Consider the following 26,858-nt stretch of genomic DNA (forward strand, 5'->3'; position numbering starts at 1 on the left):
GGAGAGGTCCATGACACCGACCACCATCGCAGAACCGGGCGGGTCCGTTCCCGTCGTCGCCAAGACCGACGTGCTCGTCGTCGGCGGCGGGCCGGCCGGCATGGCCGCCGCGATCGCCGCCCGCCGCGAGGGCTGCGCCGTCACCATGGTCGAGCGCTATCCCTATCTCGGCGGCCTCGCCTCCGGCGGCATGGTGCTGGTGCTCGACGACATGCACAATGGCGACGAGGTCACCGTGCAGGGCATCTGCATGGAGATGATCGAGCGCATGGCGGCGCGCGGCGCCTGCGTCTATCCGCCGCCCGAGGAGCGCCGCCAGGATTGGGCGATGCACCGCAAATGGGCGCGCTGGGGCGCGCATGACTTCCGCGCCCAGACCAAGCCGCAGCCAATCGTGATGGCCGCCGCCTTCGACCCCGATGGCTGGAAGCGCGCCGCCAACGAGATGGTCGCCGAGGCGAAACTCGATGTGCGCCTGCATTCCTGGTTCTCGCGCACCCTGGTCGAGAACGGCAAGGTCACCGGCATCGTCTGCGAGACCAAGTCGGGACGGCAGGCGATCCTCGCCGATGCGATCGTCGACGCCTCCGGTGATCTCGACGTCGCCGCTTCCGCCGGCGCGGCCCATGAGAAGGGCTCCTTCATCGTCACGACCGTGTTCCGCCTTGGCGGCGTCGATACCGACGAGGCCGAGCGCTTCCAGCACGAGGAGCCCGACGCCTTCGCCGTCGTCGACCGGCAGGCCAAGCGCATCATGGGCGGCTCCTGGGACATGTGGTGGCTGAAGACGCCGCTGCCCGGCGTGGTCTGGTGCAATTGCCCTCATATGGCAGGGTTCGACGCGCTCGCGGTCGAGGACCTGACCCGCGCCGATTTCGAGGGCCGCAACAAGCTCTATGCCCTCGTCGACTATGTCCGCGAGAACATGCCTGGCTTCCGCAGCTGCTTCGTCGTCGATGTCGCGCCGCAGCTCGGCGTGCGCCAGACCCGGCTGCTGCAGGGCGATTATGTCGTCAGCAAGCGCGACGTGCTCGACCGCGTGCATTTCGCCGACACCGTGGCGCGCGGCCGCGACTACTACACGCCCTATCGGTCCATGCTGCCGCGCGGGCTCGATGGGCTCGTCGTCGCCGGGCGGCATTATTCCGCGACCGAGCAGGCGCAGAAGATGTCGCGCGAGATTCCGCCATGCATGGCGATGGGCCAGTCGGCCGGCATCGCGGCTGCGCTCGCCGTCGCCGGCGGGCAGCGCCTGCGCGACATCGCTCCGCAGGAGATCTGCAAGCGCGTGCGCGCCCAGGGCGGCGACCCCGGCGACATTCCCTCAACGAACGCTACCATCCTGGAGAATGCCGCGTGACCACCCCCGCCGAACTGCCGCTCGCCGGCATCAAGGTCGTCGACTTCACCCAGGTAATGATGGGGCCCGTCGCGACGCAGGTGCTCGGCGACTACGGCGCCGACGTCATCAAGATCGAGCGCCCGCCCACAGGCGATCTCTCGCGCACATCCTTCCCAAACGACCCTGCCGGGTTGCAGGGGCCGGTGTTCTGCTCGCTCAACCGCAACAAGCGCTCGATCGTGCTCGACCTGCGCAAGCAGGAGGCGAAGGACGCCGTATTGCGGCTGATCGACGAGGCCGACGTCGTCGTCAACAATTTCCGCGCCGGCGTGATGGAGCGGATGGGCTTCTCCTATGAGACGCTGTCCGCTCGCAATCCGCGGCTGATCTATGCGGTCGGCACCGGCTTCGGGCTGACCGGGCCCTATGCCCATAAGGGCGGCCAGGACGTGCTGGCCCAGGCGCTCTCGGGCGTGATGCACCGGCGCGCCAATGCCGATCAGCCGCTTGCCGTGCTCTCGACCACCTTTGCCGATTATTCGGCCGGCATGCACATGGTCCAGGGCATCCTGCTGGCGCTGCTGCAACGCCACAAGACCGGCAAGGGCCAGCGCATCAGCGTTTCGCTGTTCGACTCGATGCTGGCGGCGCAGACGCAGGAGGCCGCCGCGCAGATGATGCGCGGGCGCGAGGTGAATTGGGGAGCGATGCCGCTCACCGGCGTCTTCGCGACGCAGGACGGCGCCCTCGTCCTGGTCGGCGCCTTCAAGGCCGATCCGCTCGGCGATATCGGTGCTGCGCTCGATCTGCCGGCGCTGAAAAGCGACCCGCGCTTCGCCGGCCATGAATTGCAGGTCGCCAACAAGCCGGCCTTGCAGGCGATCTTCGCCGAGCGTTTCGCGACGCAGACCACGGCCTATTGGCTGGAACGGCTCGAACGGCAAGACCTGCTCTGCGCACCCGTGCGCCAGCTCGCGGAGGCGCTCGACGACGAGCAGACCCGCGTCAACGGGATGATCCTTGAGGCCGACGGGCCGACGGAGCGGGTGCGTGTGGTCGGCTCGCCGATCCATATGGAAGCCGCGCCGGTTACGATCCGCATCGTTCCCGCCGGCCTCGGGCAACATACCGACGAAATCCTGGGCGAGCTCGGGCTGCCCGCTTTCGAAAAGGTGGCCTGATGCCTGTCAGCCTCTCGGTCGAGGACCACGTCGCCCGCGTCACCATCGACCGGCCGGAGGTGATGAACGCGCTCGACCAGCCGGCCGAGGCGGAGATGGAGGCGATCTGGCAGCGTATCGAGGCGGACCCTTCGGTGCGTGTGGTCGTGCTCACCGGCGCGGGCGACCGCGCCTTCTGCACCGGCGCGGACATGCGCAATGTCGATCCGGATCTGACCGGCCTCGCCTATTGGGCGGCGGCCCGGCCGGCAGGCTTCGGCGGCATCGCGCTCCGCCAGACGCTCGACATTCCCGTCATCGCCCGCGTCAACGGCCACGCGGTCGGCGGCGGTTTCGAGATGGTGCTCGGCTGCGACCTCGTCGTGGCGGCGGAGCATGCGAGCTTCGGGCTGACCGAGCCGCGCGTCGGCCGCCTGCCGCTCGACGGCGGCATGGTGCTGCTGCAACGCCAGATCGCGCATCGCCACGCGCTCGGCATGCTGCTGACCGGGCGCCGGATCAAGGCGCAGGAAGCGCTCGGCTTCGGCCTCGTCAACGAGGTCGCAGCCGTGGACGAGCTTGACGCGGCAGTCGACCGCTGGGTGCAGGATATCCTCGCCTGTGCGCCCCTTTCGCTGCGCGCGATCAAGCAGGTCGCGCGCCGAACCGCCCATCTTTCGCCGACTGAGGCACAGGCGCTGCGCTTGCCGGCTCTGGTCGCAGCACTGGAATCGGCGGATTCGGACGAAGGCGTGCGCGCCTTCCGCGAGAAGCGAAAGCCCGTCTGGCAGGGGCGCTAGAGAATTTTCGAGCGAAGTAGCCACCGGTTCGCGTGAAGAAAATGCGATAAAACAAATAGATAGAGCATTTCTGCGGTTCGGGGGAAACGCGGAAATGCTCAGGCCGGGAGGCCCGCCATGCCCTTCGTGATCACCGACGCCTGCATCGACATCAAGGACAAGGCCTGCCTGGCAGCCTGCCCGGTCGACTGCATCTACGAGGGCGGACGCACCCTCTATATCCAGCCTGACGAATGCATCGATTGCGGCCTGTGCGAGACGGTCTGCCCGGTCGCGGCCATCCACGCCGACGACCGGCTGCCACCCGAGCTTGCCGAATGGCCGGCGGTCAACCGCGAGTTCTTCGGACCGGCCGTGACGGGCTGGGGCAAGCCCGGCGGCGCCGACTTGTCTTTGACGACGATGCGGGATCATCCCACGGTGGCGGCTTGGCCGAGGAAGGCCGCAAGCTGAGGATGCCCGGTCATGCACGCCGCTGCCCTGTTCTATTTCCGGGAGGTCGCGCGGCTGGGTTCGATCCGCCGGGCCGCAGCCCGGCTGAATGTGGCGGCGAGTGCCATCAACCGACAGATCCTGAAGCTCGAGGACGAGTTCGGCGGCCCCCTTTTCGACCGGCTTCCGGCCGGAATGCGCCTGACCGTCGCGGGCACGCTGCTTCTGCAGCACGTCACCTCGACGATCGAAGCCTTTGGGCAGGTTCGTGCGGCGATCGACGATCTTCGCGAAGCCCGCTCGGGCCACGTCACGATCGCTGCGCTCGACTCGCTGCTGGTCGACTTCCTGCCGCGGGCATTGGCGCGGTTCGGGCGCGACTTCCCAGCGATCAACCACACCGTGCTCGCCGCGCCGCCGGCCGAGATCGCCGGCATGGTCAGCAGCGGCGCCGTCGATATCGGTCTGACCTTCGTCAGTCCGCTATCGGCCGCGAACGTCAGTTTCATCGCTGAAGTGCCGGCGCCGATCGGGGTGGTCATGCCGGTCGATCATCCGCTGACCGCGCGCCTCAGCGTCAGCTTCAAGGAAGCTCTGTCATATCCGGTGCTCGACCAGACCGGACCGTTGCCGCGCGGTGCCGACACCGACGCCGATTTCAGCCAGTTCAAGGCGATGCTCAAACCGAAGATCACCTCGAACTCGATTCAGATGATCCGGATCTGCATCGAGCTCGGACTCGGCATCGCCTTTTTCACCCGCCTCGGCTTCCTGAAGGAAATCGAACAAGGCGAGATCGCCTGGCGCCCGCTGTCCTCCCCCGGGGTGAACATGCTGCGCATCGGCGTCATCACGGCGACCCATCGTTCGCTGTCGCCTCCAGCGGCCCAGCTTTCCAAGAGCTTGATGAAGGATCTCCGACATCTCACGACCCCCTGAATTTCGGGCGCGGAAGCCAGTGATGGAGCGAGATTGCGCGCGGGGCTTTTGGCGCAGAGCGAAACAGGCTTTGCCGTTTCGCTTTCCGCTGAGTCATTGTGCTCGCCGATACAAGTTCCGTGCAGCGACGACGAGCGGATTTCGCAGCCATGAACGAGCATGACGATGATGCGCCCAGCACCGGCCCAGTGCCGCGCGGCATGCGCCGTAACCTTGCGACCTATGGTGATCCGGGCTTCTCGCTCTTCCTGCGCAAGGCCTTCATCAAGGCGGCCGGGTTTTCAGACGACGCGCTGAATCGGCCGATCATCGGCATCACCAACACCTTCAGCGATTTCAACCCGTGCCACGGCAATGTGCCCCGGCTGATCGAGGCGGTGAAGCGCGGCGTCATGCTGGCGGGCGGCCTGCCGATGGAGTTCCCGACGATCTCCATCCACGAATCCTTCGCCAATCCGACATCGATGTTCCTGCGCAATCTCATGGCGATCGACACCGAGGAGATGATCCGGGCCCAACCGATCGACGCCGTCGTGCTGATCGGGGGCTGCGACAAGACCGTGCCGGCACAGTTGATGGCCGCCGTCAGCGCCGATGTGCCGGCTATCCAGCTCATCACCGGGCCCATGCTGGTCGGCCATCACAAGGGCGAGATTCTCGGTGCCTGCACCGATTGCCGGCGCTTATGGGGGCAGCATCGCGCCGGTCAGATCGATGCGGACGAGATCGAGGTGCTGAGCGGGCGGCTGGCGCCGACGCAGGGCACCTGCATGGTGATGGGCACAGCGAGCACGATGGGCTGTCTCGTCGAGGCGCTGGGCATCGCGCTGCCCGGAACGGGCACGATCCCAGCCACCCATGCCGACCGCATCCGTGCCGCCGAGGCGAGCGGGCGAAGGGCTGTGGGGCTCGCCCAGGGCGGTCCGAAGCCGAGCGAGCTGCTGACGGAGGCGGCTTTCCGCAACGCGCTGACGGTGTTGCAGGCGATCGGTGGATCGACAAACGGCGTCGTCCATCTTGCCGCGATCGCGCGACGCGCCGGCCTGAAGATCGATCTCGACGCGTTCGATGCCATCGGCCGCAAGGTGCCGGTGCTGATCGATCTCAAGCCCTCCGGCGACCATTATATGGAGCATTTCCATTGGGCCGGCGGCGTTCCCCTGCTGATGCAGGAGCTCGGCGACCACCTCGACCGTGCTGCAATGACCATCGACGGTCGAACGATCGGCGAGATCGCCGATGCCGCCGAGCGGGTCCCCGATCAGAGCATCATCCGCAGTGTCGCGCACCCGGTGAAGTCGACCGGCAGCATGGCCGTGCTGCACGGCAACCTTGCGCCCGACGGCGCGATCATCAAGCATGCCGCCGCCTCGCCGGGCTTGCTGACGCATACCGGGCGGGCGGTCGTCTTCGCGTCGGTCGAGGACATGGTTCGCCGCATCGACGACCCCGATCTCGATGTGACCGCCGACGATTTGCTGGTGCTGACCAATGCAGGCCCCAAGGGAGCGCCCGGCATGCCCGAGGCGGGCTATATCCCAATCCCGAAGAAGCTCGCCCAGGCCGGGGTCAAGGACATGGTCCGGATTTCGGATGCGCGCATGAGCGGCACTGCTTTCGGCACCATCGTGCTGCATATCGCACCGGAATCGGCGGTGGGAGGCCCCCTCGGGCTGGTTCGTGACGGCGACATGATTCGCCTCGACGTCCCCGCGCGCGCGATCACGCTGATGGTTGATGAGGCCGAGCTGCGGCGGCGGAAAAGCGAATGGCTTCCGCCGGCGCACCTGGTCGAGCAGGCGCGCGGCTATCGGCACCTTTACCTCACGACCGTCCTGCAAGCGAACGAAGGCTGCGATTTCGACTTTTGCTGAAGCGCCACGAGCCGGGCAATTGCTCGCGAGACCTCAAGCGCCGAGATATCTTCGCGTGGCCGCGATGGCGGACGACCGCATAGCGGGCGCGTCCTTCTTGGAGCACGGCCTTGCCCAAACGCAGGAGGAAACGACGGATGATCATTCGTTCCTGGCGCGCCGTCGCAGGTTCGGACGCGGTACTGGCCGCCTATGCCGATCACCTCCGGAAAACCACCTTCGTCGAGATGGCCGAGTTGCCCGGCCATCTGGGCGCCACCTTGGCCCGCAAGGTGAAGGGAACCGAGAACGAACTCGTCGTCATGAGCTTTTGGAGGGACATGGCGTCCGCAGGCCATTTCGGGAAGGGCGATTTCGACGACGCAGTCGTGAAGCCGAGTACCCAGAAGCTCCTCAAATCCTTCGACCTGAAGGTCGAGTACTTCGAAACGCTGGTCTCCACGGGCATCGCCGGCGGGCACGACATCCCAGCCGGGCCAGCCTGACACGCTCCTCCACGTCGACCCTCGGTCTGCGGAACTCGCCGATGTCGCGCTATCTCAGGTCGCCGCGACGGAGTTGCTGTCGGCACTGACACGGCCGAACAGGTCCCGGGCGCGCACGCGATAGAAGCCGCTCACGAGGCGTGCGTCGAGATAGACGCTCGAAAGCAGCCCGGCCGGATTGATTACCTGCCAGGGGCCGTTCTCCTGCGCGCTCCAGAGCACGTCGAAGAGCTGGACGCTCTCATGCGGCGCCGGCTCCCAGAACAAGACGCGATTGCCGCCGTTGAGGCCGCCGAAGTGATGGATCCTGAGGGCAGTGGGCGTGGCAGGTGCAGCGCCTTCGCGCCGGACGAGCGCGGCCAGCGCAACCGACGGCAACGGCATGTCGAGCTTGAATTCGTGCCGGGCAACAGTCCCACCGATCTGGAGATGCTCGACCGTCAGGGCGGGCTCCTGCGCGAGGCGCATCGCTTCGAGCTCCGCGGCGTTCGGCAGATCGGGCGCGCCGAGATCCTCCCAGACTGTGAAGGGATCGCCCTTGCCATGGGCGATGCGGAAGGTGGCGAGCGCATAAGCGCCAGGCTGCAACCCGGAAAAAGCGAGTTCCACCGCGCTCTCGCCAGACTGCCAGATGCGGTCGACGCTGTTGTAGAGGAGCACGCTCGCGCCGGAGGGCGAGGCCGCACCTCCAAGCGCGGTCGCGATCGCGCCGAGACCATTCCGGTCGGGATCGAGCCCCTGGCCGTCGAGCGTGAAACGGCGCTCGCTCAGCAGGCCGAGCAGCTCCATGACGCTGAGCGCCGGCTTCTTGACGAGATCGAAAGGCTCGGGCTCCCCCTGGCGCGCTTCCAGGGCGGCGATGTCGGTCTTGTGCTCGGCCTGGGCGGCACGGACCGGGCGCTTGCCGAAATAGGTGAGATGCGTGCGGTGGCCCCAGTGGCCGACGAAGCCGTTGTCGTTGCTGAGGACCTCGTAGTCGACGCCCTCCCCGTCGATCATCAGGCGCTGGTGCTGGTCGACGATCTTGGCCGCGAGCCCGGCGAAATAGGGCATGCCGTGCCATGTATGGTAGAGATGCCAGCCGATCTGCGGATCGCATTCGTCGTTGACGAAGGGCAGGTTGGCGAAGCGGGGATGATGCTCGCGGATATAGTCGACCGCCATCATCTCGTGCCGGATGATGGCGAGACTGTTCGGCGTCAGATCCTCGGCGTGCTTCTTCACCCCCTTCTCATGCACGGAGATGAAGTCGAGCCGCACGCCGGTCTCGCCGGTGAAGAGGTTGGTGCCGGTGTCGCAATGGGCGAGGAAGCTCTTGAAGATTGGCGGGATGCGCCGGGCGACGCCGGGGCCGCCGAGCCTGAGCTTGGGATCGACCGCTTTCAGCGCCTCGGAACAGGCGTCGTAATAGTTGTTGAAGCCGGTTTCGCCGCCGAGCTTCCACCAGATGTCGGGCTCGTTCCAGGTCTCGAAATACCACTCGCGCAATTCATCGGCGCCGTAGCGCGCCCGGTAGCGCTCGACCATCTCGCCCATGAAGTCGCGCCAATGATGCGCCTGCGCGACGTCGTTGAAGTCGGTGTAGATGTAGGACGGATTGCCCATGAGCTCGAAGAAGGGCCGGATGCGGTGTTCGAGCATGACATCGATCGCCGCATCGAGCCGCGACCAGTCGTATGTCCCGAAGCGCGACGCGGTGACGAGGTCGAGCATGTAGTGCACGCGCATGTATTCGATGCCGCGATTGGGCACGCCGCCGACATAGGCGAGCGTCTGCCGCATCTCCGGCTCCAGCAGCAGCTCCGCCGGGGAAAAGCCGGTGCTGCGCCAGAAGCGCCGGAACGGGGTGGTCGGGGCGGTAAGGTCGATATGAATGCGGGTCGTGTCAGGCATGACAGGTCCTTCGCTCGCTGACAGCGGAGTTAATTTGTTGCCGGCTAATTTTAATGAGATCGAAACTTCAGCCCTCATCCTGAGGAGCGCCACAGGCGCGTCTCGAAGGATGATCCAGTGCGCTCTGGAGCACCCTTCAAGACGCGAGCTGAAGCTCGCTCCTCAGGATGAGGGCTTGTGGGAGTCACAGATGCACTCTCATTTGAACTTGTCGCGCATCGACTGGATGCCGGGGATCGCGGCCATCAGATGGGCGTGGCGGTCGTCGAAATGCTGGACCAGCCCGCGCTGCGTCTTCCCGACCAGGATGGTGAAGATGTAGCAGCGATGGCCGGGCGAGGTGACGGTCGGGTGATAGCCGCGATCGACCAGGATCGTGTCGCGATCCTGCACCATGAAGCATTCGGACTGACCGTCGGCATAGATGATCTGGGCACCGAAGCCGGTGCCGGGCTGGTAGCGGTAATGGTAGAGCTCGTCATGCGCCGTCTCGCCGTCGCGGTCGGCGTCGTGCTTGTGCGGCGGGTAGCCGGACCAGCAGCCGGGGTCGGCATAGAGCTCGCTGACCAGGAGATTGCCGGCGCGGCCCTGGCCGTTCTGGCCGAGGATGTGGAAAATGCGGCGGCGGCTATGGGTGTCGGGCGAGCCGACATCGACCATCGCGACTTCGTTCGGCGCGATGCGGAACGGTTTCAGCCCCTCGTCGTCGCAGAGGCCGCCGGCAACGGCGATCTCGACGGGGCCGGTGGCGTTTTCCAGCCGGACGGTGCTGCCCGGCGGGACATAGACCGAATCCGCCTCGCCGGACCAGATGTCGCGCCGTTGGCCGACCGCCGCGAAGCGCGCGCCATCGACGATGAGGTCCACCGTCCCGGAAAGTACGACATAGACGCTCTCGTGCCGCGGCAAGCTCTGCTCGATCGCTTCGCCGGACTGCAGGTTCAGCAGGTTGAAATGGACATGCGGCAGCGCCGGGTCGTCGGCGACGATGGCGCGGTTGGCGTTGTCGCGGGCGCGGATGTGCTTAGGCATGAGTTGCTTGTCCGGTCTGGATGGCGTCGACACCGCGGAGCGTGAGCGTCTCGGCGTGATGGCAGGCGACATTGCGGCCGCCGAGCTCGCGCAAAGGCGGCTGGGTCGTGCGGCAGATATCGGTGGCGAAGCGGCAGCGTGGGTGGAAGGCGCAGCCGCTCGGTCGGTTCGCGGGATCGGCGACCTCGCCCGGCAGGCGGATGCGGCGGTTCTGTCGGCGGTGCGCTGGGTCCGGGATCGGCAGGGCCGAGAGCAGCGCCTCGGTATAGGGATGCAGGGGCCGGGCGAAGAGCGCGTCGGATGTCGCGATCTCGACGACCTGGCCGACATACATCACCACGACGCGGTCGCAGATATACTCGATGACGCTGAGATCGTGGCTGACGAAGAGATAGGTCAGGCCGAACTCCTCCTGCAGGTCGCGCAGCAGGTTGAGCGTCTGCGCGCGGACGCTGACATCGAGCGCCGAGACGGCCTCGTCGAGCACGACGAGACGGGGATGGGTCGCCAGCGCCCGGGCGATGCCGACGCGCTGGCGCTCGCCGCCGGAGAAGGCATGCGGATAGCGCCGGGCGTATTCCGGGCGCAGGCCCACCTTGGCGAGAAGCTCGCGGACCTTGGCCTCGATCTCGCCCGGCGGCACCAGCTTGTTGACCTTCAAGACCTCGCCGACGATGTCGCGGACCTGCAGGCGTGGATTGAGCGAGGATTGCGGGTCCTGGAAAACGAGGCGCAGATCGGTGCAATAGGCGAGCCGCTCGTCTTCGGAGAGCTTCGCGAGATCGACGCTGCCACCATCCTGGCGGCGATAGTGCATGGCGCCGGCGCTCGGCTGGTGGATGCCGAGCAGGAGACGCGTCACCGTCGATTTGCCGCAACCGGATTCGCCGACGAGCCCCAGCGTCTCGCCTTGCCGAATCGCGAAGGAGACATCCTCGACGGCGCGCACGGGATTGGCCGCCTTGCGCTGGAACAATGTCCGGCGTGGCGGAAACAGCTTGGTGAGCCCGCTGACTTCGAGCAGCACGTCCGGCGGAAGAGTGGCGGAATCAGCCATGGCGGGTGCCCTCCCCAATGGATGGATCGCGGGCAAGAATGCAGCGCACGTCGCGCCGGGGGCCGATCGAGACCGTGCCGGGATCGGCGACGTCGCAGATGCCCTTGAGCGCTGCATCGCAGCGCGGATGAAAATCGCAGCCCGCCGGCCGGTCGAAGGGCGACGGCACCATGCCGCGGATGGCGGCGAGCCGGGTCTCGCGCCCGGCACCGAGCCGCGGCACCGATTTCAGCAGCGCCCGCGTATAGGGATGGCGCGGATCGGCGAAAATTTGCTCGACCGTGCCGCGCTCGACGATCTTGCCGAGATACATCACTGCGACATCGTCGGCGATTTCGGCGACCACCCCGAGATCATGGGTGATGAACAGGATCGAGAGGCCGTCCTCGCGCTGCAATTCCTGCAGCAGGTCGATGATGTTGGCCTGGGTGGTGACGTCGAGCGCCGTCGTCGGCTCGTCGGCGATGAGGAGGCGCGGCCGGCAGGACAGAGCGAGCGCGATGCAGACGCGCTGGCGCATGCCGCCGGAGAACTCGAAGGGGTAATTGTTCAGCCGCTCCGCCGGCCGAGGGATGCCGACCCGGCCGAGCATCTCGACGGCACGCGCCTCGGCGGCCTTCTTCGAGAGATCGAGATGGCGGCGGATCACAGGAACGAGTTGCTGGCCGATGGTGTGGACCGGTGAGAGCGCCGCCATCGGCTCCTGCGAGATCAGGGAGATTTCCTTGCCGCGCAAGGCACGGATGCGGCGGCCGCGCGGGTCGAGCGCGGTGATGTCGATCGCTTCGCCGTCGCGGCCGGAATAGGTGATGCTGCCGGCGGCGATGCGGCCACTCGGCGGTAGCAGGCTCATCAGGGCGCGGCCGGTGACGCTCTTGCCCGAGCCGGACTCGCCGACGATGCAGAGAGTGCGCCCGCGCCGCACGTCGAACGTCACCCCATCGACCGCGCGCACCAGCCCGTCATCGGTGCCGATCTGGACCTTCAGGTCCCTGACGGCAACGAGCGGCGTGGCGCTGTCCGCCGGCAGCGGGCTCCGGTAAGGGCCAGGCTCAGGCATAGGGATCGGCCGCATCGCGAATTCCGTCACCGAGGAAGTTGAGGGCGAGGACCGCGACAACCACCGCGACACCCGGAGCGAGCAGCCAGGGCGCCGTGGTCAGCGCCAGGATGCTCTGCGCGTCCTTGAGCAGCACGCCCCAGCTCACCACCGGCTCCTTCAGCCCGATGCCGAGGAAGGACAACGCCGTTTCGGCCAGGATCATGCTGGGTATCGCCAGCGTCACCGAGGCGGTGATGTGGCTGGTGAAGGAGGGCACCATGTGCCGCCAGATCACGCGCTGGCGCGAGCAGCCGTCGAGCCGCGCTGCGAGCACGAAATCCTCGGTCCTGAGCGAGAGGAAGCGGCCACGCACCACGCGCGCCAGATCGGTCCAGCCGATCAGCGAGAGGATGATGGTGATCCAGAGATAGACCAGCAGCGGGTCCATATTCGCCGGCACCGCGGCGGCGAGCCCCATCCAGAGTGGGATGGTGGGGATCGATTTCAGGAAGTCGATGCTGCGCTGGACGACCTCGTCGATCCAGCCGCCATAATAGCCGGAGATGCCGCCGAGCATCAGGCCGAGGAAGAGACTGATCGCGACGCCGACGAGGCCGATCGACATCGAGATGCGGGCGCCGTGGATGGTGCGCGACAGCACGTCCCGGCCGAGCCGGTCGGCGCCCCAGAGATACATCGGTTGGGACGGATCGGCCGGGCCGATCAGGTGCCGATCCCAGGGAATGAGCCCGAAAAGCTTGTAAGGCTCGCCCTTGGCGAAGAAGACGACCGGGTTGACCGATTTCTCGTCGACCACGAAGCTCCGCTTCAGGGCGACGGGATCGAAGCTCATCCGGTAGCCGTTGACAGACATGAAATGCGTCTCGCCGGCCGCATCCGTGCCGAAGAAGCGCAATGTCTGTGGCGGACCATAGGTGAAGCGGGCATTGTAGGTGTCGGGCGCGAAGGGCGCGAAGAACTCGGCCAGCAGCGCGACGAGATAGATGCCGATGACGACGAACAGGCTGGCATAGGCCAGACGGTGCCGGCGGAAGCGGCGGAAGATCAGCCGCCATTGGCTGGCCTCGGCCAGACGGCGGGCCGCCGGGGCGACGGTTTCGGGAGCGGTGGGCGCGGCGATATCGGTCATGCGCGCGGCTCAGGCGTAGCGCACGCGCGGATCGAGCCACGCGAGCAGGAGGTCGGAGATCAGCGTACCGATCACGGTGAGCGCGCTCAGCATCAGGATGAAGCTGCCGGCGAGGTACATGTCCTGCGCCAACAGGGCCGAGAGCAGCAGCGGGCCGGCGGTGGGCAGGCTCATCACCACCGAGGTCACGATCGCGCCGGAGACGAGGTTCGGCAGAACCCAGCCGATGGTCGAGACGAAGGGGTTGAGCGCGACCCGGACCGGGTACTTGAACAGAAGCTCCATCTCGCCGAGCCCGTTGGCGCGGGCGGTCTGGACATAGGGCTTGTAGAGCTCGTCGATCAGATTGGCCCGCATGACGCGGATCAGCGCGGCCGTGCCATGGGTCGCCAGCACGAAGACCGGCAGCCACAGATGCATGGCGAGGTCGCCGACCTTGGCAAGGCTCCAGGGCGCGTTGACGTACTCAGGCGAGAACAGCCCGCTGACGCTCATGCCGAAATAGCGCGAGAGCACATACATCAGCGCCAGCGCCAGCAGGAAGCTCGGTATGGCGAGACCGAGAAAGCCGAGGAAGGTCACGACATAGTCGAGCCAGGAATAGCGCCGGACCGCGCTGTAGATGCCGATTGGCAGGGCGACGATCCAGGTGACGATCAGGGTGACGCCGGAGAGCAGGACGGTGAGGCCGAACCGATCCCACATCAATTCCGAGACCGGCTTGTTCCACTCGAAGGACTCGCCGAAATCGCCGCGGAACAGAATGCCGGAGATCCAAAGCCAGTACTGCACATACCAGGGCTGATCGAGCCCGTAGCGCAGCTTCAGCGCAGCCAGCGTGTCATTGTCGAGCGAGCCGCCCTGCTCGGCGAATTTGGCGCTGAACGAGGTCAGGAAGTCGCCCGGCGGCAACTGGATGACCAGGAAGGCGACGACCGACACGGCGGCGAGCGTGGCCAGCGTATAGACGAGCCGTCTCAGCATGTAACGGAGCATCGCGGACCTCCGGTGCGGGCGAGCGGGGCGAAGGGCCCGGAGCGCCGCTCCGGGCTCGATGTCGATAACCGGGCTATTCGTAGAAATACTGCTCGGGATTGGTCGGACCCGGCGTCATGTAGAAGAAGGTGTCCGGCATCAGATCGGGCACGTTGCGCATGTTGTTCTTCACGACGCCATAGTTGTCCGCGTCCATGTTCGTGCCGATCACGTAGAACTGGTCGCGGGCGATCGCGAGGATCTTCTTCATCACCTCGATCTGGCCGGCCGTTCCGGGCGTCTTCTGCATCTGGACGTAGAGCGCCTGCTGCTGCTTGGCGGCCTCCGGCGGCTCCTCGGCGTTGGGGTCCTTCGGGTTCTGGAAATAGATCCCCCAGGCCGAGGCGAAGGCCGCCTGGTTCTCGTAGGGGAAGTACCATTTCGGATCGAGGATACCGAGGAAGTCGTAGCCGCCGCCGCCGATCCAGACCATCGCGTCATGCTCGTTGGCGAGCATCCGGGCGAAGGCGAAGGATTCCTCGATGGTCTTGACCTGCATCTCGATGCCGACCGCGGCCCAGTACTTCTTGATCAGCTCGAGCGCGTCGATCTGGTAGCGCCGCGAGGTCGCGGCATCGACGGCGAAGGAGATGCGCTTGCCGTCCGGCCCGAGCCGGAATTTCTGCGCGTCGCGCTTGGCAAATCCCGCCTTGTCGAGCAGCTCGTTGGCGGCCTTGGGATCGTACTTGGTGTACTGAGTCGCCATCTGCTCGTCATAGAGCGCGGTGCCCGGACGCGGCGCCGCCTGATAGGGCTGCGACTGGCCGGCATAGATGAGGTCGTTGATCTCGTCGCGGTTGATGGCGAGCGAGAGCGCGACGCGGACATCCTTGCTGCGGAAGACCTCGCGCAGCACCGGGTTCTTGCTGGTCATGTTGAGCGAGATGCACATCGCGTTCGACCAGGCCGGCTGCGCCTTGAACAGGCGGTAGCCGCTGCGCTCGCGGTTCTGCGCCAGCACGATCCGCGTCTCCAGCCCGTTGAGGCGCTGGTTCTGCATGTCGAGCTCGCCATTGATCGCCTTGAGCACGATCGCCTGCTGGTCGCCCATGATGTCGAAGGTGACGCGGTCGATATAGGGCAGTTGCCGCCCCTCCGGATCGACCTTGAAGTAATAGGGGTTGCGCTCCAGCACGACCTGGGTGGTGCCGCCATAGGGCACGGTCAGCCGCCACGGATCGAGCACCGGCCGGCCGGTATCGCGCCAGCGGCCGGGGAAGCTCACCTTGTTGAGGAAGAGCGCCGCCCAGTTCGCCGCCTTGGCCTCAGTGACGAGCTTGTCGATGCCATCGGGATTGTACTTCTTGTGGAACTGCTTGAGGTAATGCGCCGGCGCCGCCGCGAGAATGTCCGACCCGAAGGTCGTCGCCATGTTCTCCAGCAACATGCCGTTCGGCCCGGTGAAGCGGAAGCGGACGGTGGCGTCGTCGATCTTCTCGACGATAACCGGGTCGTTGCCGCTGCGCAGCCAGCGCGGCACCGACGGCGTCAGCTCCTTGTTCATCAGCACGTCCTGATACCAGAACACGAGATCGTCGGCCGTGAACGGCGCGCCGTCGGACCAGCGCGTGCCCTTGCGCAGATGGAAGACGTATTCGGTCCCGTCCGGCTTGACGTCGACCTTCTCGGCGACATCGGGCTCGACCGCGGTCCAGTCACGGTTCCAGCGGACAAGGCGGGTATAGCCGACCGAGCGCTCGATCAGCGAGTCGCTGCCGCCCATCAAAGCCTGGCGCCAGGTGCCGCCATATTTGCCGGCTTTTTCAACCGGCGTGAGCATGAGCGGCCTCTCGGGCAGGCGCTGCTCGACCGGCGGCAGCTTGCCGCCCTTGACCAATTCGGAAAGCCCCGGCGCCTCCTTGTAGTCCGCGGCTCCGGCCGCGCCGGAGAGGACAAGGACCAGGGACAGCGCGACGCCACGCAGGGCGCGCCCAGGAAAAGCTGCCATCGTTTCCTCCGCTGCGCCTTCTGCTCATGGCGGGCGCTATGGAGTTACGTTATCGTTATCTCACTTATAGCGTCAACCCTCTTTAGAAAGGCAGTGCCAGACCCCTCCAAGGAGAATAATTGCAATCGAAAGTCGCATTTCCGGCGTTCTCGATCACCGAGAAATTCACTGGAAAGAGATATCGTTATCGTGAGATAAGGCGACATGGACATGAAGCCGGCCTTGCGACCGCCCACCATCACCGATGTCGCTACCGCTGCCGGCGTCTCGCCGATGACGGTTTCGCGCGTCCTCAACGGCCGCGGCGGCGCTGGCGAGGACACGCGCCAGCGCGTGCTGCAGGCGGCCCAGGCACTGAACTACCGGCCCAACGCCTTCGCCCAGAGCCTGAAAAGTGACCGCTCGCACACGGTCGGCATCGTCGTGCCCGACATCGTCAATCCGTTCTTCCCCGAGATCATTCGCGGCGCCGAGCTGGTGGCGCGCCCGGCCGGCTATACGCTGCTCTCCTGCAACGTCATCGAGGATCCCGAGCGCGAGGAAGAGGTGCTGGGGACGCTGCTCGACAAGCGCGTCGACGGCGTCATCATCTGCAGCGCCCGCCTCGACGACGAGCGGCTTCTGCGCGCAGTCGCGCAGCACCGGGCCGCAGTGCTGATCAATCGGTCCGTTGCGAAACGCCATGCCGGCACGATCGAAGTCGACTATCGCTCCGGCGTGGAAGCCGCCGTCACGCAGCTCGTCGCCCAGGGGCGCCGACGCTTCGGTTTCGCGGCCGGGTTGGCTTCGTCGCATGGCGGGCGCAAGCGACGGGAAGGGATCGAGGCGGCGCTGGCGCGCCACGGCCTCTCCCTCGCTTTCGATCTCCCCTGCTCGCCGGACCTTCAGGGCGGAGCCGATATCGCCGCCCGATTGCTGCCCGACGCAGCGCGGGTCGATGCCATGATCTGCTATAACGACCTGATCGCGCTCGGCTTGATGAAGCCGCTCGAGCAGGCCGGCATCAGGGTGCCGGACGATATCGCGATCGTGGGCTGCGACGACATTCCCGCCGCCTCGTTGGTGTCGCCGGCTTTGACCACATTGCGGATCGCCAAGCAGGACCTCGGCGAAATGGCGATGCGGATGCTGCTCGACCGGATCGCTGGCCGCAACGCCCAGCAAGGCATTGTGATCGAACCGGATCTGATCTGGAGGGCGACGACCCCCCCAGCATAAGGGAAGGCTCGGATGCTCGGCTGTCTGCCGATCGGAATGCGGCCATTTGCGCCTCAAGGCATTTGAGCGGGATGACGCTCTGCAATCGCCTTAAGCGGGGCGATCCGGGACTTTTTCCTTCCCGACCGCAGAGGCTATGGCGGAAAAGGCAGCCACGCTGCCCAGGCTACGGGTTTCCCTGCGCGTGACGAGATACTCCCCGGCCACGACATCAAAATCGGAGACCGCAATGGCCCTGAGCCGAGGGTCGAAACCACGCTCCTGATCGAGCACGATGCCAATGCCGACCCCGGCCGCAACCGCCTCCTTCACCGCTTCACGGCTGCCGAGGACCAAATGGGGCGGAAGTTCGAGTTTGCGCTCTGCCAGAGCGGCCTCGAAGAGGTGGCGCGTCATTGAGCCCGGCTCGCGCGTTACCAGGCGCTGACCGGGCAAGTCCCGCGCCTCGACCTGCAGGCGATCCCACCAGGGGTGGCCGGCGTGAACCAGAATCTCGACGCGCTGTTTGACCAGGAAATCGCAGGCAAAATCAGGGCGGGGCTCCCTCAGGGTCGCGATGGCGATGTCGATACGGTGCTGCGCAACCAGCTCCAGCAGACTTTTCGAGTTCGCCAGTCGCACCTCGAGTTGCACGCCCGGATGCTCGGCGGTGAACCGCTCCAAGATCGGCATCGCCACATAGGGTGCGCAAAGACCGATCGCGAGATGTCCGGTGGCAAGGCTGCGGCCATCGCTCATCCGCGCCGAGATGTCGTCGAGCATCAGGATGGCCTGGCGCACTTTCGGCAGCAGGTCGAGCGCATCGGCCGTCAGCTCGACGCCGCTCGCCGTGCGCAGGAAGAGGCGCGTCCCCACGGCGTCTTCCAGCGATTTCACATGCTGGGTGATCGCTGACTGGCTGACGCCGAGCGCCTGTGCAGCGGCCGAAAAGGTCGCGTGGTTCGCGACGGCGTGGAAGGCGCGGAGCTGAGCGAGATTCATAGGGCCGCTGGAATAAGTTCGACTTCATTTCAATGTCACATGATTTAGCGACACTTATATCACGACAGATTGCCAGACGGTACGGAGACTTTCATGCTCAGCCTCTCCACAACGATGATCGCGCGTCTCGCCGCCACGGCGGCGTTCGCGCTGGCGAGCGGCGCCGCCTTCGCCAAGGAAGTCGTGATCTACAACGCCTCCGACAGCGTCAACAGCGCGCTCGTCGGCGCCTTCAAGAAGAAGCACCCGGATATCGAGGTGAAATTCGTCTCCGGCTCCACCGGCCCGATCGCCGAGCGGGCCATCGCCGAGAAGGGCAAGCCGCAGGCGGATATCGTCTATCTCGTCAACAACGTCGCCCTCGAGCAGCTCAAGCAGGCCGGCGTGTTCGAGCCTTACGAGCCGAAGGGATCGAAGATCCTCCCCGCTTTCCGCGACGAGGACGGCTTCTACAGCAAGTACTTCGCCACCACGATGTGCATGGTCGTCAACAAGGAGCGGCTGGCGCAGAAGGGGCTGCCCATGCCGGCGACCTGGGAGGATCTGATCAAGCCGGTCTATCGCAAGGAGATCTCGCTGCCCTCGCCGCTGAAATCCGGGACCGGCGGCGCCATTCTGACGACCTTCGTCGACGCCTTCGGCTGGCCCTTCGTCGAGAACCTGAACGAGAACGTCTATCAGTATTCGGACGGCGGCTCCGGCGGCGCGCAGCTTGCCGGCGCCGGCGAAGTCGCGATCGGCCTGACCTTCGACACCACCTGTTTCGAGACCAAGGCCGCGGGCAAGCCGGTCGAGATCGTCTACGGCCGGATCACCCCCAACGTCACCGAGGGCGGCGGCCTCGTCGCCGGCGGCCCGAACCCGGCCGAGGCCAAGATCTTCCTCGACTTCATGGCGGGCGACGAGGCTGCCGCCGTGCTCGGCAAGGTGGTCGGCGCCACGGCGGTGCCCGGGCACGGCCTGATCGACCTCAAGCAGATCGCGCTCTGGCAGATGCGCCGCCCCGTCGACATGACAGCTTTCCGGCGCGAATTCGCCAGCCGCGTCCTCAAGCAGTGACGGATCCGCAGCGGTGATCGACCTGACGGCTCCGCCCGCTGCCACCGAGCGGCCGACCCTGACGACGGGGCGGCCGCATCTGGCCGTCCGCGACATCGTCAAATCCTATGGCGGCCCGATGCTCGCCGTCGACGGCGTCACGCTTGCTCTGGCCAAGGGCGAGTTCGTCACGCTGCTCGGCGATTCCGGCTGCGGCAAGACGACCCTGCTCAGGATCATCGCCGGCTTCGTCCGACCGGATGGCGGGCAGGTCACCCGTTCCGGGCAGGATGTAACAGAGCTGGCGCCGGCGCGCCGACGCATGGGTTTCGTGTTCCAGTCCTACGCATTGTTTCCGACGAAAACGGTCGCGGAGAATATCGGCTTCGCGCTCACGATCGCTTCTCGCAGCCGGGCCGAGCGCGAGCATCGGGTTTGCGAACTCGCGCGCCTGGTCGAGCTGGAGCGGCTGCTCGGACATTATCCGCACCAGTTGTCCGGCGGCCAGCAGCAGCGCGTCGCTCTGGCGCGCGCTCTCGCCTCCGATCCCGAGGTGCTGCTGCTCGACGAGCCGATGTCGGCGCTGGATGCGCGCATCCGCGTGAAGCTGCGCAACGAGCTGCGCATGATCATCGACAGGCTCGGCATCACCACGCTCTATGTGACGCATGATCAGGAGGAGGCGCTCGCCCTCTCCGACCGGGTCGCCGTCATGCGCAACGGCCGCATCGCGCAGATCGGCGCGCCGACCGAGATCTACCACCGGCCCTGCTCCGCCTTCGTCGCGCAATTCGTCGGCATCTCCAATCTGGTCGAGGGCCATGCGGCGCGCGGCGGCATCGATGCCGATGGCGAGTTCTGGCCGATCGCGCTCCCGGCGCATGTAAGGCCGGGAGAGCGCGTGACGGCCGTCTATCGGCCGGAGCACATCGTGGTTTCCGGCGCGGGAGAGGGGCTTGCCGGGCGGGTCGTAGGCGCGGCCTTTCTCGGGGCGGTCGTCCGCCTCACCGTGACGCTCGAATCCGGGCGCACGGTCATCGCGGATTGCCCATCGCACCAGGCCGAGTCTTTCGGTCCGCGCGGCGCGCCCGTCGCGCTCCTGCCGGACCCGCAACGCGCGGCGCTGATTCCTGCCCGGACCTGCGCGTGATGCGACTGCTGCGCCAAATGCCGCGCGCGCTCATCAGCGGCGTCGTCGCGCTGCTGCTGATCGTCTTTATCGGCGTGCCGGTCGGCGCCGTCCTGGTCGAGAGCTTCGTGATCTCCGGCCCGATGTCCCCGTTGCGCCTCAAGGCCGTCACGGTCGACGCGCTGAGCCGACTGCCGGAGCAGGAGAGCGCTGCCCTGATCCAGCGCTGGGGCGAGACCGCGACCGAGGCCGAGCGTGTCGAGGCGACCGCCGCGGCATTCCAGCTCGCCGGGCACGCGCCGTCATGGGACCGCAAGGCGCCCTATTCGGATCAGGCGCGGGCCATGGAGACCGCACTCTCAGCCCTGCCACCGCAAGACCGCGAGCAGGTGACGCAGATCGTGACGCTCGCTCATGTGATGCTGCACAAGCGGACCGCGCTCGCCTTCAAAGTCAAGGACCTGATCGATCAGCAAGGCTTCGACACGTTGCGCAACGGCAGCGAGGCGCGCCGGGGTTTCGACCACTATCTCAAGCTCTTCCAGGATTCCTATCTGCGCAACGCCGCGCTCAACAGCCTGTCACTCGCCGTCTTGTCGGTAATGTTCACGGTGCCCCTCGCCTTCGCGCTCGCCTATGGCATCAATTGCGGCGGCGTGCCTTGGCCGGCAACGATGAGAGGCATCTTTCTAATGCCGCTGGTCGCCCCGCCGGTGCTGATCGCAACCGCCACGGTGATGCTCTTCGGCCGGCGCGGGCTGGTGACACATACGCTGTTCGACCGAGGCCTGGGCCTGATCGACGCCGACGAGACCAATCTCTACGGCCTGCTCGGCGTCGTGCTGGCGCAGATGCTGTCCTTTATGCCGGCGACGCTGATCATCTTCGACAACATCCTGCGGCGGCAGGACGGCCGGGTCGACGACGCCGCCGCCAGCCTCGGCGCGGACCACTTCACCACCTTCCGGCATGTCACGCTGCCGCTCGCCTGGCCCGCGACCAAGCGCGCGATCGTGCTGGTCTTCATCATGAGCCTCACCGATTTCGGCAACCCGCTGATCCTCGGCCGCGATACGCCCGTGCTCGCCGGCATCATCTACGACGAGATCACCGCCTATCGGAACACGCCGCTGGCGGCGGCGCTCTGCGTCTGGCTCATCATTCCCTCGCTTCTTCTCTATCTCGGCCTCGAACTGCTGGGGCGGCGCAAGGGCTACACGAGCGCGAGCGTCGCGGCGCGCTCGGAGCTCTCGGCGCCACGCTCCTGGCGTATCGGCCTGACGGCCATTGCGGGAACCGTCGCGGTCCTGATCTTCGCAGTTTACGGCACCATGGCGCTCGGCGCGGTGACCAGAGTCTGGGGCACGGATTGGAGCCTGACACTCGGCTATTTCACGGCTGAGGGTGTCAATATCGGCCTCGCCGGCGCCGGCTATGGCAGCTCGGACCGCGGCCTCGGGCTGGTCTGGGAGAGCCTGCGCATCGGCATCGTCGCTGGCCCGATCGGCGGGCTTTTTGCCGTGGTGATCGCCTATGTGGTCGAGCGCCTGCGGCCGCCCGGCGCCAATCTCATCGTCTTTCTGGTGCTGGTGCCGGCAATCCTGCCCGGCATCATCTTCGGCATCGGCTACATCGTCGCCTTCAACGTCCCCTTCGGCATTCCCGCCCTGTCGTTGACCGGCACTTCGGCGATCCTGGTCGTCAACATCCTGTTTTCGAACATCTTCGTCGGCGTGCTCGCCGCGCGCGCCGCGCTGCAGCGCGTCGACAGCTCGATCGACGAGGCCGCCGAGAGCCTCGGCGCCGGGCTCATCTCGCGCTTCGTGAGCGTAACCCTGCCGATCCTGCTGCCGGCCCTGCTGCTCGGGACCCTCTATGTCTTCATCGACGCGTTGACGACCCTCTCCTCGGTGATCTTCCTGGTCTCGGGCAACCACAAGCTCGCCTCGGTCGCGATCTTCAACCACGCCAATTCCGGCGAATACGGCTATGCCGCCGCCAAGAGCCTCGTCCTGCTCGCCTTCGCGCTCGCGGCCATCGCTCTGGCTCGGCTGATCGAGCGCCATCGGGAGACCGCAAGGCACCGCCGCCCGCCTTCGGCTCTGCCCGGCCTCCCTTCAGCGATCTCCCGGTAGATGCCGATGCGCCCCGATCTCGTCTCGCGCGATGCTGCCGCTTTCTTTCATCAGGAGGGATCGAGCCCTTGTCATTCGGCTCTGCGCGCCGCCCAGGGCATCTGGCTGGAGGACGTCGACGGACGGCGCTTCATCGACCTGCATGGCAATACCGTCCATCATCTCGGGCATCGCCATCCGCAGATCATCGCTGCGTTGAAGCGCCAGCTCGACACCCTGCCTTTCTCGCCGCGGCGCTACACCAATGAACCCGCCGTTGCGCTCGCCGAGAAGCTGCTCGCGCGCTGGCCCGGAGCGCCCGCCAAAGTCCTCTTCGCCACCGGCGGCTCGGACGCGATCGAGATCGCCGTGAAACTGGCGCGCGTCGCGACCGCCCGCCATGAAACGATCTCGCTCGAAGGCTCGTATCACGGCCACGGCTTCGGCAGCTTCGGCCTGTCCAAGGCCGCGCCCGATCCGCGTCTCGGCCCATTTCTGCCGGGGCGCCGGCATGTCACGCCTTACTGGGCGCCCGACGGAGCCCAGCGCATGCTCGCGGACATGCGCGCCGCCTTCGCGCAGTCGGAGACAGGCATCGCCGCGGTCGTGGCTGAACCGATCCGCTCGAACTGCCACATGCCCCCGGATGGGCTCTGGGCCGAGGTTCGCGATCTCTGTCACCGGCACGGCACCCTTCTGATCTTCGACGAGATCCCTTCGGGGCTCGGCAAGACCGGTCGCTTCTTTGCCTTCGAGCATGTCGGCGCCGTGCCGGACGCGGTCGTGCTCGGCAAGGCGCTCGGTGGCGGCGTGCTGCCGATCGCCGCCGTGATCGCGGATGCAAGGCTCGATATCGCTCCGGAGCTCGACCTTGGCCACTACACTCATGAGAAGAATCCGCTGACGACGCTCGCCGCCCTGACGGCGATCGAGATCATCGAACGCGATCAGCTGGTCGAGCGGGCCGCTCTGCTGGAGCAGCGGATCAGATCGCGGGTCGCCGAACTCGCCCGCGCGTGGCCGGCCATCCGCGGCGTTCGGGGCGCCGGCCTGCTGCTTGCGCTCGAATTCGACGCTGAGATGTGCGGTCTGGGACCGGGCCCCGGCTTTGCGGCCGACCTCGTGCGGGCCTGCATGGAAGCCGGTCTCTCGACCACCTCCAAGGGCGACTCCAGCATCGGGTTTTCCTTGCCCATGACCGTGAGCGACGCCGAACTCGATCTGATATTCGAACAGGTCCGGAAGCTGGCCCAGGCGCTCCAACGCTAGGCCCAGACGCGCGTTCGCAATCGACCATGGCTTCGGCAGACCCACGGGCGGAGAGCCGGTCGCATCGTCGCCGTTCGGTTGGAGAGCGCCCGAGGGCTGGACCGCTACCGGCGCGACATCCGCCCGGCTCCAGAATGCCGGCGGCGAGGAAGGACATATGATGGCGCTCGTCACGCCTTGCGGGCTCGATAGCGCCTTTCCGGCCGTCGCGCGCCAGAAGCCCGAGGCGCCGAGCAGATGGCCACCGTCGCACGTGGCCTTCTCCAGCCAATGCCTCGATATCAGCGTTTCAAACTGTGAGGTTTCTCGCGGATCGGTAACTTAGCGTGTCCACCGGGCATCACCAATGCGGGCGCCGAAATGGCGGCCGAAAGCAAGCAGCGCATCGATGATCGTCTGATCGTTGCCCTCAGACAGGGCGAAGAGCGGATAGGAGACGCTGACGGCGATCGACGTGCCCTTGTGCTTCTCCGTGAGAGCGATCGAGATCGCCTTGACGCCGTCGAAGAGTTCCTGATCGGAGATGGCGTAGCCACGCAGCCGCGTCAGGGCCAGCTCACGGAGCAATTCGTCGACCGAGTGGAGCGTCTGCCTGGTGGTCGCAGCCAGGGAGTCTTCGAACAAGCCGCGAATCTCTGCATCGGGCTTGAGCGAGAGCAGCGCCTTACCCATTGCCGCGGCGTGTGCCGGCAGCCGGTGTCCAGGCTCGACGGCGAACTGAATCGGCTGCGAACCGCGCACCGTCTTGAGCACGACGACCTCGGCTCCGGAGAGCACCCCCAACCAGACCGTGTGCTGCGTCTCGCGGGCGAGCGCCTCCATCTCCTTCTGCGCCTGCTCGACAATGTCGAACTTGCGATGGAAGCCGGCAGCGAGCTGCACAGCGAGAATTCCTGCGCCGTAACGCTGGGTTAGAGCGTCCTGCTCGATCAAGCCGCCGCCTGCCAGGGAAGCCAGCAGGCGCGAGGCCGTGCTGCGGTTGACCTTGAGATGACGACTGACATCGCCGACACGCAGTTCGCCACCTGATTCAACCATGAGCTGCAACGCGCTGACGGCCTTCTCGATCGATTTCACCTGACCTCACATTGCGGCTTGACGCGGCGGCAAAGCGCCGCCACCATAAATAAACAACACGTTGCATAATACGCAACACGACGAAAACGTCAACGGGAGAAGACGATGCGAGGAACCGGCGGCGCGCTGCTCTACGCGACCCTGAAGAGCCACGGCGTGAAGTGCTTGTTCGGGATGGAGGACCCGATCCATGTCTTCCACGCGGTCGATCGGTCGTTCACCCGCATCGTGACTGTGCGCGACGAGAAGCACGCCGCGATCATGGCTCATGGCTACGCTCAGGTGACCGGCCGACCCGGCGTCTGCGCGGCAACTTTCGGGCCGGGCGCGACCAATCTGATCACCGGCCTGCTGGAGGCACAGCGTTCCTCCGTGCCGGTGATCGCGCTGGTGCAGGACCACGCGCTGCGGCTGAAGAACAAGCATGCCAGCAGCGCGCTCGACCACGCCACGGCGCTCAATCCTTACGTCAAGGAGGTCATCCGCATCGACATGGCGGAGCAGGCCGGCGATGCAGTGCGGAAGGCATTCCGGATCGCGACGACGGGGCGGCCCGGCCCGGTCGTGCTTCTCTGCCCGGGCGATGTGATGGCGGCCGAAGCCGAGGCCGAGACCTGGGCGGATCCGACCTATGCCCATTTCCCGGCCAATCGCGTGCGGGCGAGCCGGGAGTCGATCGCCGGCGCCGCCCGGTTGCTGGCGGCAGCCCGCCGGCCGCTGCTGATCGCCGGCGGCGGCTCGATCCTCTCGGGCGCCGAGGAGGAAATCCGCATCCTGGCGGAGCTGTTCGACATGCCCGTCGCGACCACGATGACGGGTCGCGGCGCCATCCCGGATTCCCATCCCCTGGCAGCAGGTCCGCTCGGTTCGACCACCGGAGGGCGCTATGGCCGCGGCCGCATCTCGAACACGCTGTTCGCCGAGGCGGATGTCGTCTTCGTGCTGGGCTCGCGGACCGGGCAGATCTGCTACAGCGACTGGTCGCTGCCGAAGCCGGGCACCAAGCTGATCCATCTCGACATCGACCCGGCCGAGATCGGCCGCAACTTCGCCACCGATGTCGCCATGGTCGGCGACGTGCGCGACACGCTGCGCGACCTCCTGGCCCATTGTGCCGAGCAGGGCCTGGCACGAACCGACGCCGCCAACCGCGCGCGACTCCATGCCCTGACGCGCGACTGGCGCGACGAGTTCCGCCCCGTCGCCGAATCCGACCAGATTCCGATCCGCCCCGAGAGGCTGCTGGCCGAAATCTCGACCCGAGCGGATGAGAAGACCCTGGTCGTCACCGATGCGAGCTATGTCACCGGCTGGGCGATGAGCCATATCGACGTGCCCCGCGCCGGCCGCTTCATCCTGTCGCCACGCGGCACCGGCGGCATCGGCTGGAGCCTGCCGGCGGCGATCGGCGCCAAGATGGGCGATCCCTCGCTCAAGGTCGTCTGCGTCACCGGCGACGGCGCCTTCGGCTACGTCTTCAACGAGCTTGAGACCGCCGCGCGCTACGGCGTCGAGGTCGTAGTCGTCGTCTTCAACAACGGCACACTCGGCTTCCAGCGGCACTGGGAGCAGAAGGTGATGGGTCGCTATCTCGAATGCGACTTCCTCGACATCGACTTCGGCGAACTCGGCCGCGCGCTGAAATGCCAGGGCGAGCGCATCACCGATCCGGCCGGAATCTCCGCCGGGCTGGCGCGCGGGCAAGCGGCGAAGGGGCCTTACATCCTCGATGTCGTGATCGACCCGGACGCCACCGCGCCGATCGTCGGCTTCGAGACCATCCTCGCCGAGGACGCCGTTCACTGACACCGCGCTCACCAACGATCGAAGGGGCTGCCGGAGA

General features: G+C 66.4%; 22 protein-coding genes. 13 read left to right on the top strand and 9 right to left on the bottom strand.

The window, feature by feature from the left end; translation table 11 throughout:
- Positions 1-10: 10 nt before the first annotated feature.
- The 7 genes from AB4Z16_RS01360 (at position 11) to AB4Z16_RS01390 (ending at position 7,032) form a co-directional block, all read left to right on the top strand.
- Positions 11-1,360 carry an FAD-dependent oxidoreductase gene (locus tag AB4Z16_RS01360; protein ID WP_441509527.1) on the top strand — a complete coding sequence of 450 codons (1,350 nt, stop codon included), beginning with the start codon at positions 11-13 and terminating at the stop codon, positions 1,358-1,360.
- Positions 1,357-2,523, top strand: a complete 1,167-nt coding sequence (locus AB4Z16_RS01365; RefSeq protein ID WP_441509528.1) for a CaiB/BaiF CoA transferase family protein — start codon at positions 1,357-1,359, stop codon at positions 2,521-2,523. The genes AB4Z16_RS01360 and AB4Z16_RS01365 overlap by 4 nt, the downstream gene beginning before the upstream one ends.
- Complete coding sequence (locus AB4Z16_RS01370; protein ID WP_441509529.1) at positions 2,523-3,302, top strand: enoyl-CoA hydratase-related protein; 780 nt, start codon at positions 2,523-2,525, stop codon at positions 3,300-3,302. Before AB4Z16_RS01365 ends, AB4Z16_RS01370 begins: the two co-directional genes overlap by 1 nt.
- Positions 3,303-3,419: 117 nt before the next feature.
- Complete coding sequence (fdxA, locus tag AB4Z16_RS01375; protein WP_441509530.1) at positions 3,420-3,755, top strand: ferredoxin; 336 nt, start codon at positions 3,420-3,422, stop codon at positions 3,753-3,755.
- 12 nt (positions 3,756-3,767) lie between these two features.
- Positions 3,768-4,673 (top strand): LysR family transcriptional regulator, encoded by a 906-nt coding sequence (locus AB4Z16_RS01380; RefSeq protein ID WP_441509531.1) that lies wholly within the window; start codon positions 3,768-3,770, stop codon positions 4,671-4,673.
- Positions 4,674-4,822: 149 nt separating this feature from the next.
- Positions 4,823-6,547, top strand: a complete 1,725-nt coding sequence (locus tag AB4Z16_RS01385; protein WP_441509532.1) for an IlvD/Edd family dehydratase — start codon at positions 4,823-4,825, stop codon at positions 6,545-6,547.
- A gap of 137 nt (positions 6,548-6,684) precedes the next feature.
- Positions 6,685-7,032 carry a hypothetical protein gene (locus AB4Z16_RS01390; protein WP_441509533.1) on the top strand — a complete coding sequence of 116 codons (348 nt, stop codon included), beginning with the start codon at positions 6,685-6,687 and terminating at the stop codon, positions 7,030-7,032.
- A 54-nt stretch (positions 7,033-7,086) separates the two neighbouring features.
- Here the strand turns inward: AB4Z16_RS01390 and AB4Z16_RS01395 are convergent, their stop codons facing one another.
- The 7 genes from AB4Z16_RS01395 to AB4Z16_RS01425 form a co-directional block, all read right to left on the bottom strand.
- A complete protein-coding gene (locus tag AB4Z16_RS01395) occupies positions 7,087-8,925 on the bottom strand; it encodes a GH39 family glycosyl hydrolase (protein ID WP_441509534.1) in 1,839 nt (612 codons plus the stop codon).
- Between the two features lie 198 nt (positions 8,926-9,123).
- A complete protein-coding gene (locus tag AB4Z16_RS01400) occupies positions 9,124-9,957 on the bottom strand; it encodes a 5-deoxy-glucuronate isomerase (RefSeq protein ID WP_441509535.1) in 834 nt (277 codons plus the stop codon).
- Entirely contained in the window at positions 9,950-11,014 is a 1,065-nt protein-coding gene (locus AB4Z16_RS01405; RefSeq protein ID WP_441509536.1) for an ABC transporter ATP-binding protein, read from the bottom strand. Before AB4Z16_RS01405 ends, AB4Z16_RS01400 begins: the two co-directional genes overlap by 8 nt.
- Positions 11,007-12,074, bottom strand: coding sequence for an ABC transporter ATP-binding protein (locus tag AB4Z16_RS01410; RefSeq protein WP_441510100.1), 1,068 nt, complete (start codon positions 12,072-12,074; stop codon positions 11,007-11,009). The genes AB4Z16_RS01405 and AB4Z16_RS01410 overlap by 8 nt, the downstream gene beginning before the upstream one ends.
- On the bottom strand, positions 12,067-13,206 hold the full coding sequence (locus AB4Z16_RS01415; RefSeq protein ID WP_441509537.1) for an ABC transporter permease: 1,140 nt from the start codon (positions 13,204-13,206) through the stop codon (positions 12,067-12,069). The genes AB4Z16_RS01410 and AB4Z16_RS01415 overlap by 8 nt, the downstream gene beginning before the upstream one ends.
- 9 nt (positions 13,207-13,215) lie before the next feature.
- The gene (locus AB4Z16_RS01420; RefSeq protein WP_441509538.1) at positions 13,216-14,202 is read right to left on the bottom strand and encodes an ABC transporter permease; all 987 of its coding nucleotides are present in this window, start codon (positions 14,200-14,202) and stop codon (positions 13,216-13,218) included.
- Positions 14,203-14,275: 73 nt separating this feature from the next.
- Positions 14,276-16,189 carry an ABC transporter substrate-binding protein gene (locus tag AB4Z16_RS01425; RefSeq protein WP_441509539.1) on the bottom strand — a complete coding sequence of 638 codons (1,914 nt, stop codon included), beginning with the start codon at positions 16,187-16,189 and terminating at the stop codon, positions 14,276-14,278.
- Positions 16,190-16,393: 204 nt separating this feature from the next.
- Here AB4Z16_RS01425 and AB4Z16_RS01430 point away from each other — a divergent pair, with 204 nt between their 5' ends.
- Entirely contained in the window at positions 16,394-17,407 is a 1,014-nt protein-coding gene (locus tag AB4Z16_RS01430) for a LacI family DNA-binding transcriptional regulator (protein WP_441509540.1), read from the top strand.
- 90 nt (positions 17,408-17,497) lie between these two features.
- Here AB4Z16_RS01430 and AB4Z16_RS01435 read toward each other — a convergent pair whose 3' ends face one another.
- A complete protein-coding gene (locus tag AB4Z16_RS01435; RefSeq protein WP_441509541.1) occupies positions 17,498-18,388 on the bottom strand; it encodes a LysR substrate-binding domain-containing protein in 891 nt (296 codons plus the stop codon).
- A 93-nt stretch (positions 18,389-18,481) separates the two neighbouring features.
- Between AB4Z16_RS01435 and AB4Z16_RS01440 the strand changes: the two genes are divergently transcribed.
- The 4 genes from AB4Z16_RS01440 to AB4Z16_RS01455 are packed head-to-tail and all read left to right on the top strand — an operon-like array spanning position 18,482 to position 23,938.
- Positions 18,482-19,447 carry an extracellular solute-binding protein gene (locus tag AB4Z16_RS01440; RefSeq protein ID WP_441509542.1) on the top strand — a complete coding sequence of 322 codons (966 nt, stop codon included), beginning with the start codon at positions 18,482-18,484 and terminating at the stop codon, positions 19,445-19,447.
- Positions 19,448-19,460: 13 nt separating this feature from the next.
- Positions 19,461-20,576 (top strand): ABC transporter ATP-binding protein, encoded by a 1,116-nt coding sequence (locus tag AB4Z16_RS01445; RefSeq protein WP_441509543.1) that lies wholly within the window; start codon positions 19,461-19,463, stop codon positions 20,574-20,576.
- Positions 20,576-22,690 carry an ABC transporter permease gene (locus tag AB4Z16_RS01450; protein ID WP_441509544.1) on the top strand — a complete coding sequence of 705 codons (2,115 nt, stop codon included), beginning with the start codon at positions 20,576-20,578 and terminating at the stop codon, positions 22,688-22,690. The genes AB4Z16_RS01445 and AB4Z16_RS01450 overlap by 1 nt, the downstream gene beginning before the upstream one ends.
- The gene (locus AB4Z16_RS01455; RefSeq protein ID WP_441509545.1) at positions 22,691-23,938 is read left to right on the top strand and encodes an aminotransferase class III-fold pyridoxal phosphate-dependent enzyme; all 1,248 of its coding nucleotides are present in this window, start codon (positions 22,691-22,693) and stop codon (positions 23,936-23,938) included.
- A 321-nt stretch (positions 23,939-24,259) separates the two neighbouring features.
- Here the strand turns inward: AB4Z16_RS01455 and AB4Z16_RS01460 are convergent, their stop codons facing one another.
- Positions 24,260-25,015, bottom strand: coding sequence for an IclR family transcriptional regulator (locus tag AB4Z16_RS01460; protein ID WP_441509546.1), 756 nt, complete (start codon positions 25,013-25,015; stop codon positions 24,260-24,262).
- A 105-nt stretch (positions 25,016-25,120) separates the two neighbouring features.
- On the opposite strand from AB4Z16_RS01460, the gene AB4Z16_RS01465 reads away from it, so the two are divergent.
- Positions 25,121-26,821 carry a thiamine pyrophosphate-binding protein gene (locus AB4Z16_RS01465; RefSeq protein ID WP_441509547.1) on the top strand — a complete coding sequence of 567 codons (1,701 nt, stop codon included), beginning with the start codon at positions 25,121-25,123 and terminating at the stop codon, positions 26,819-26,821.
- Positions 26,822-26,858 lie beyond the last annotated feature (37 nt).

The sequence above is a fragment of the Allobosea sp. TAF32 genome (assembly GCF_052113585.1).
Taxonomy (GTDB): Bacteria; Pseudomonadota; Alphaproteobacteria; order Rhizobiales; family Beijerinckiaceae; genus Allobosea.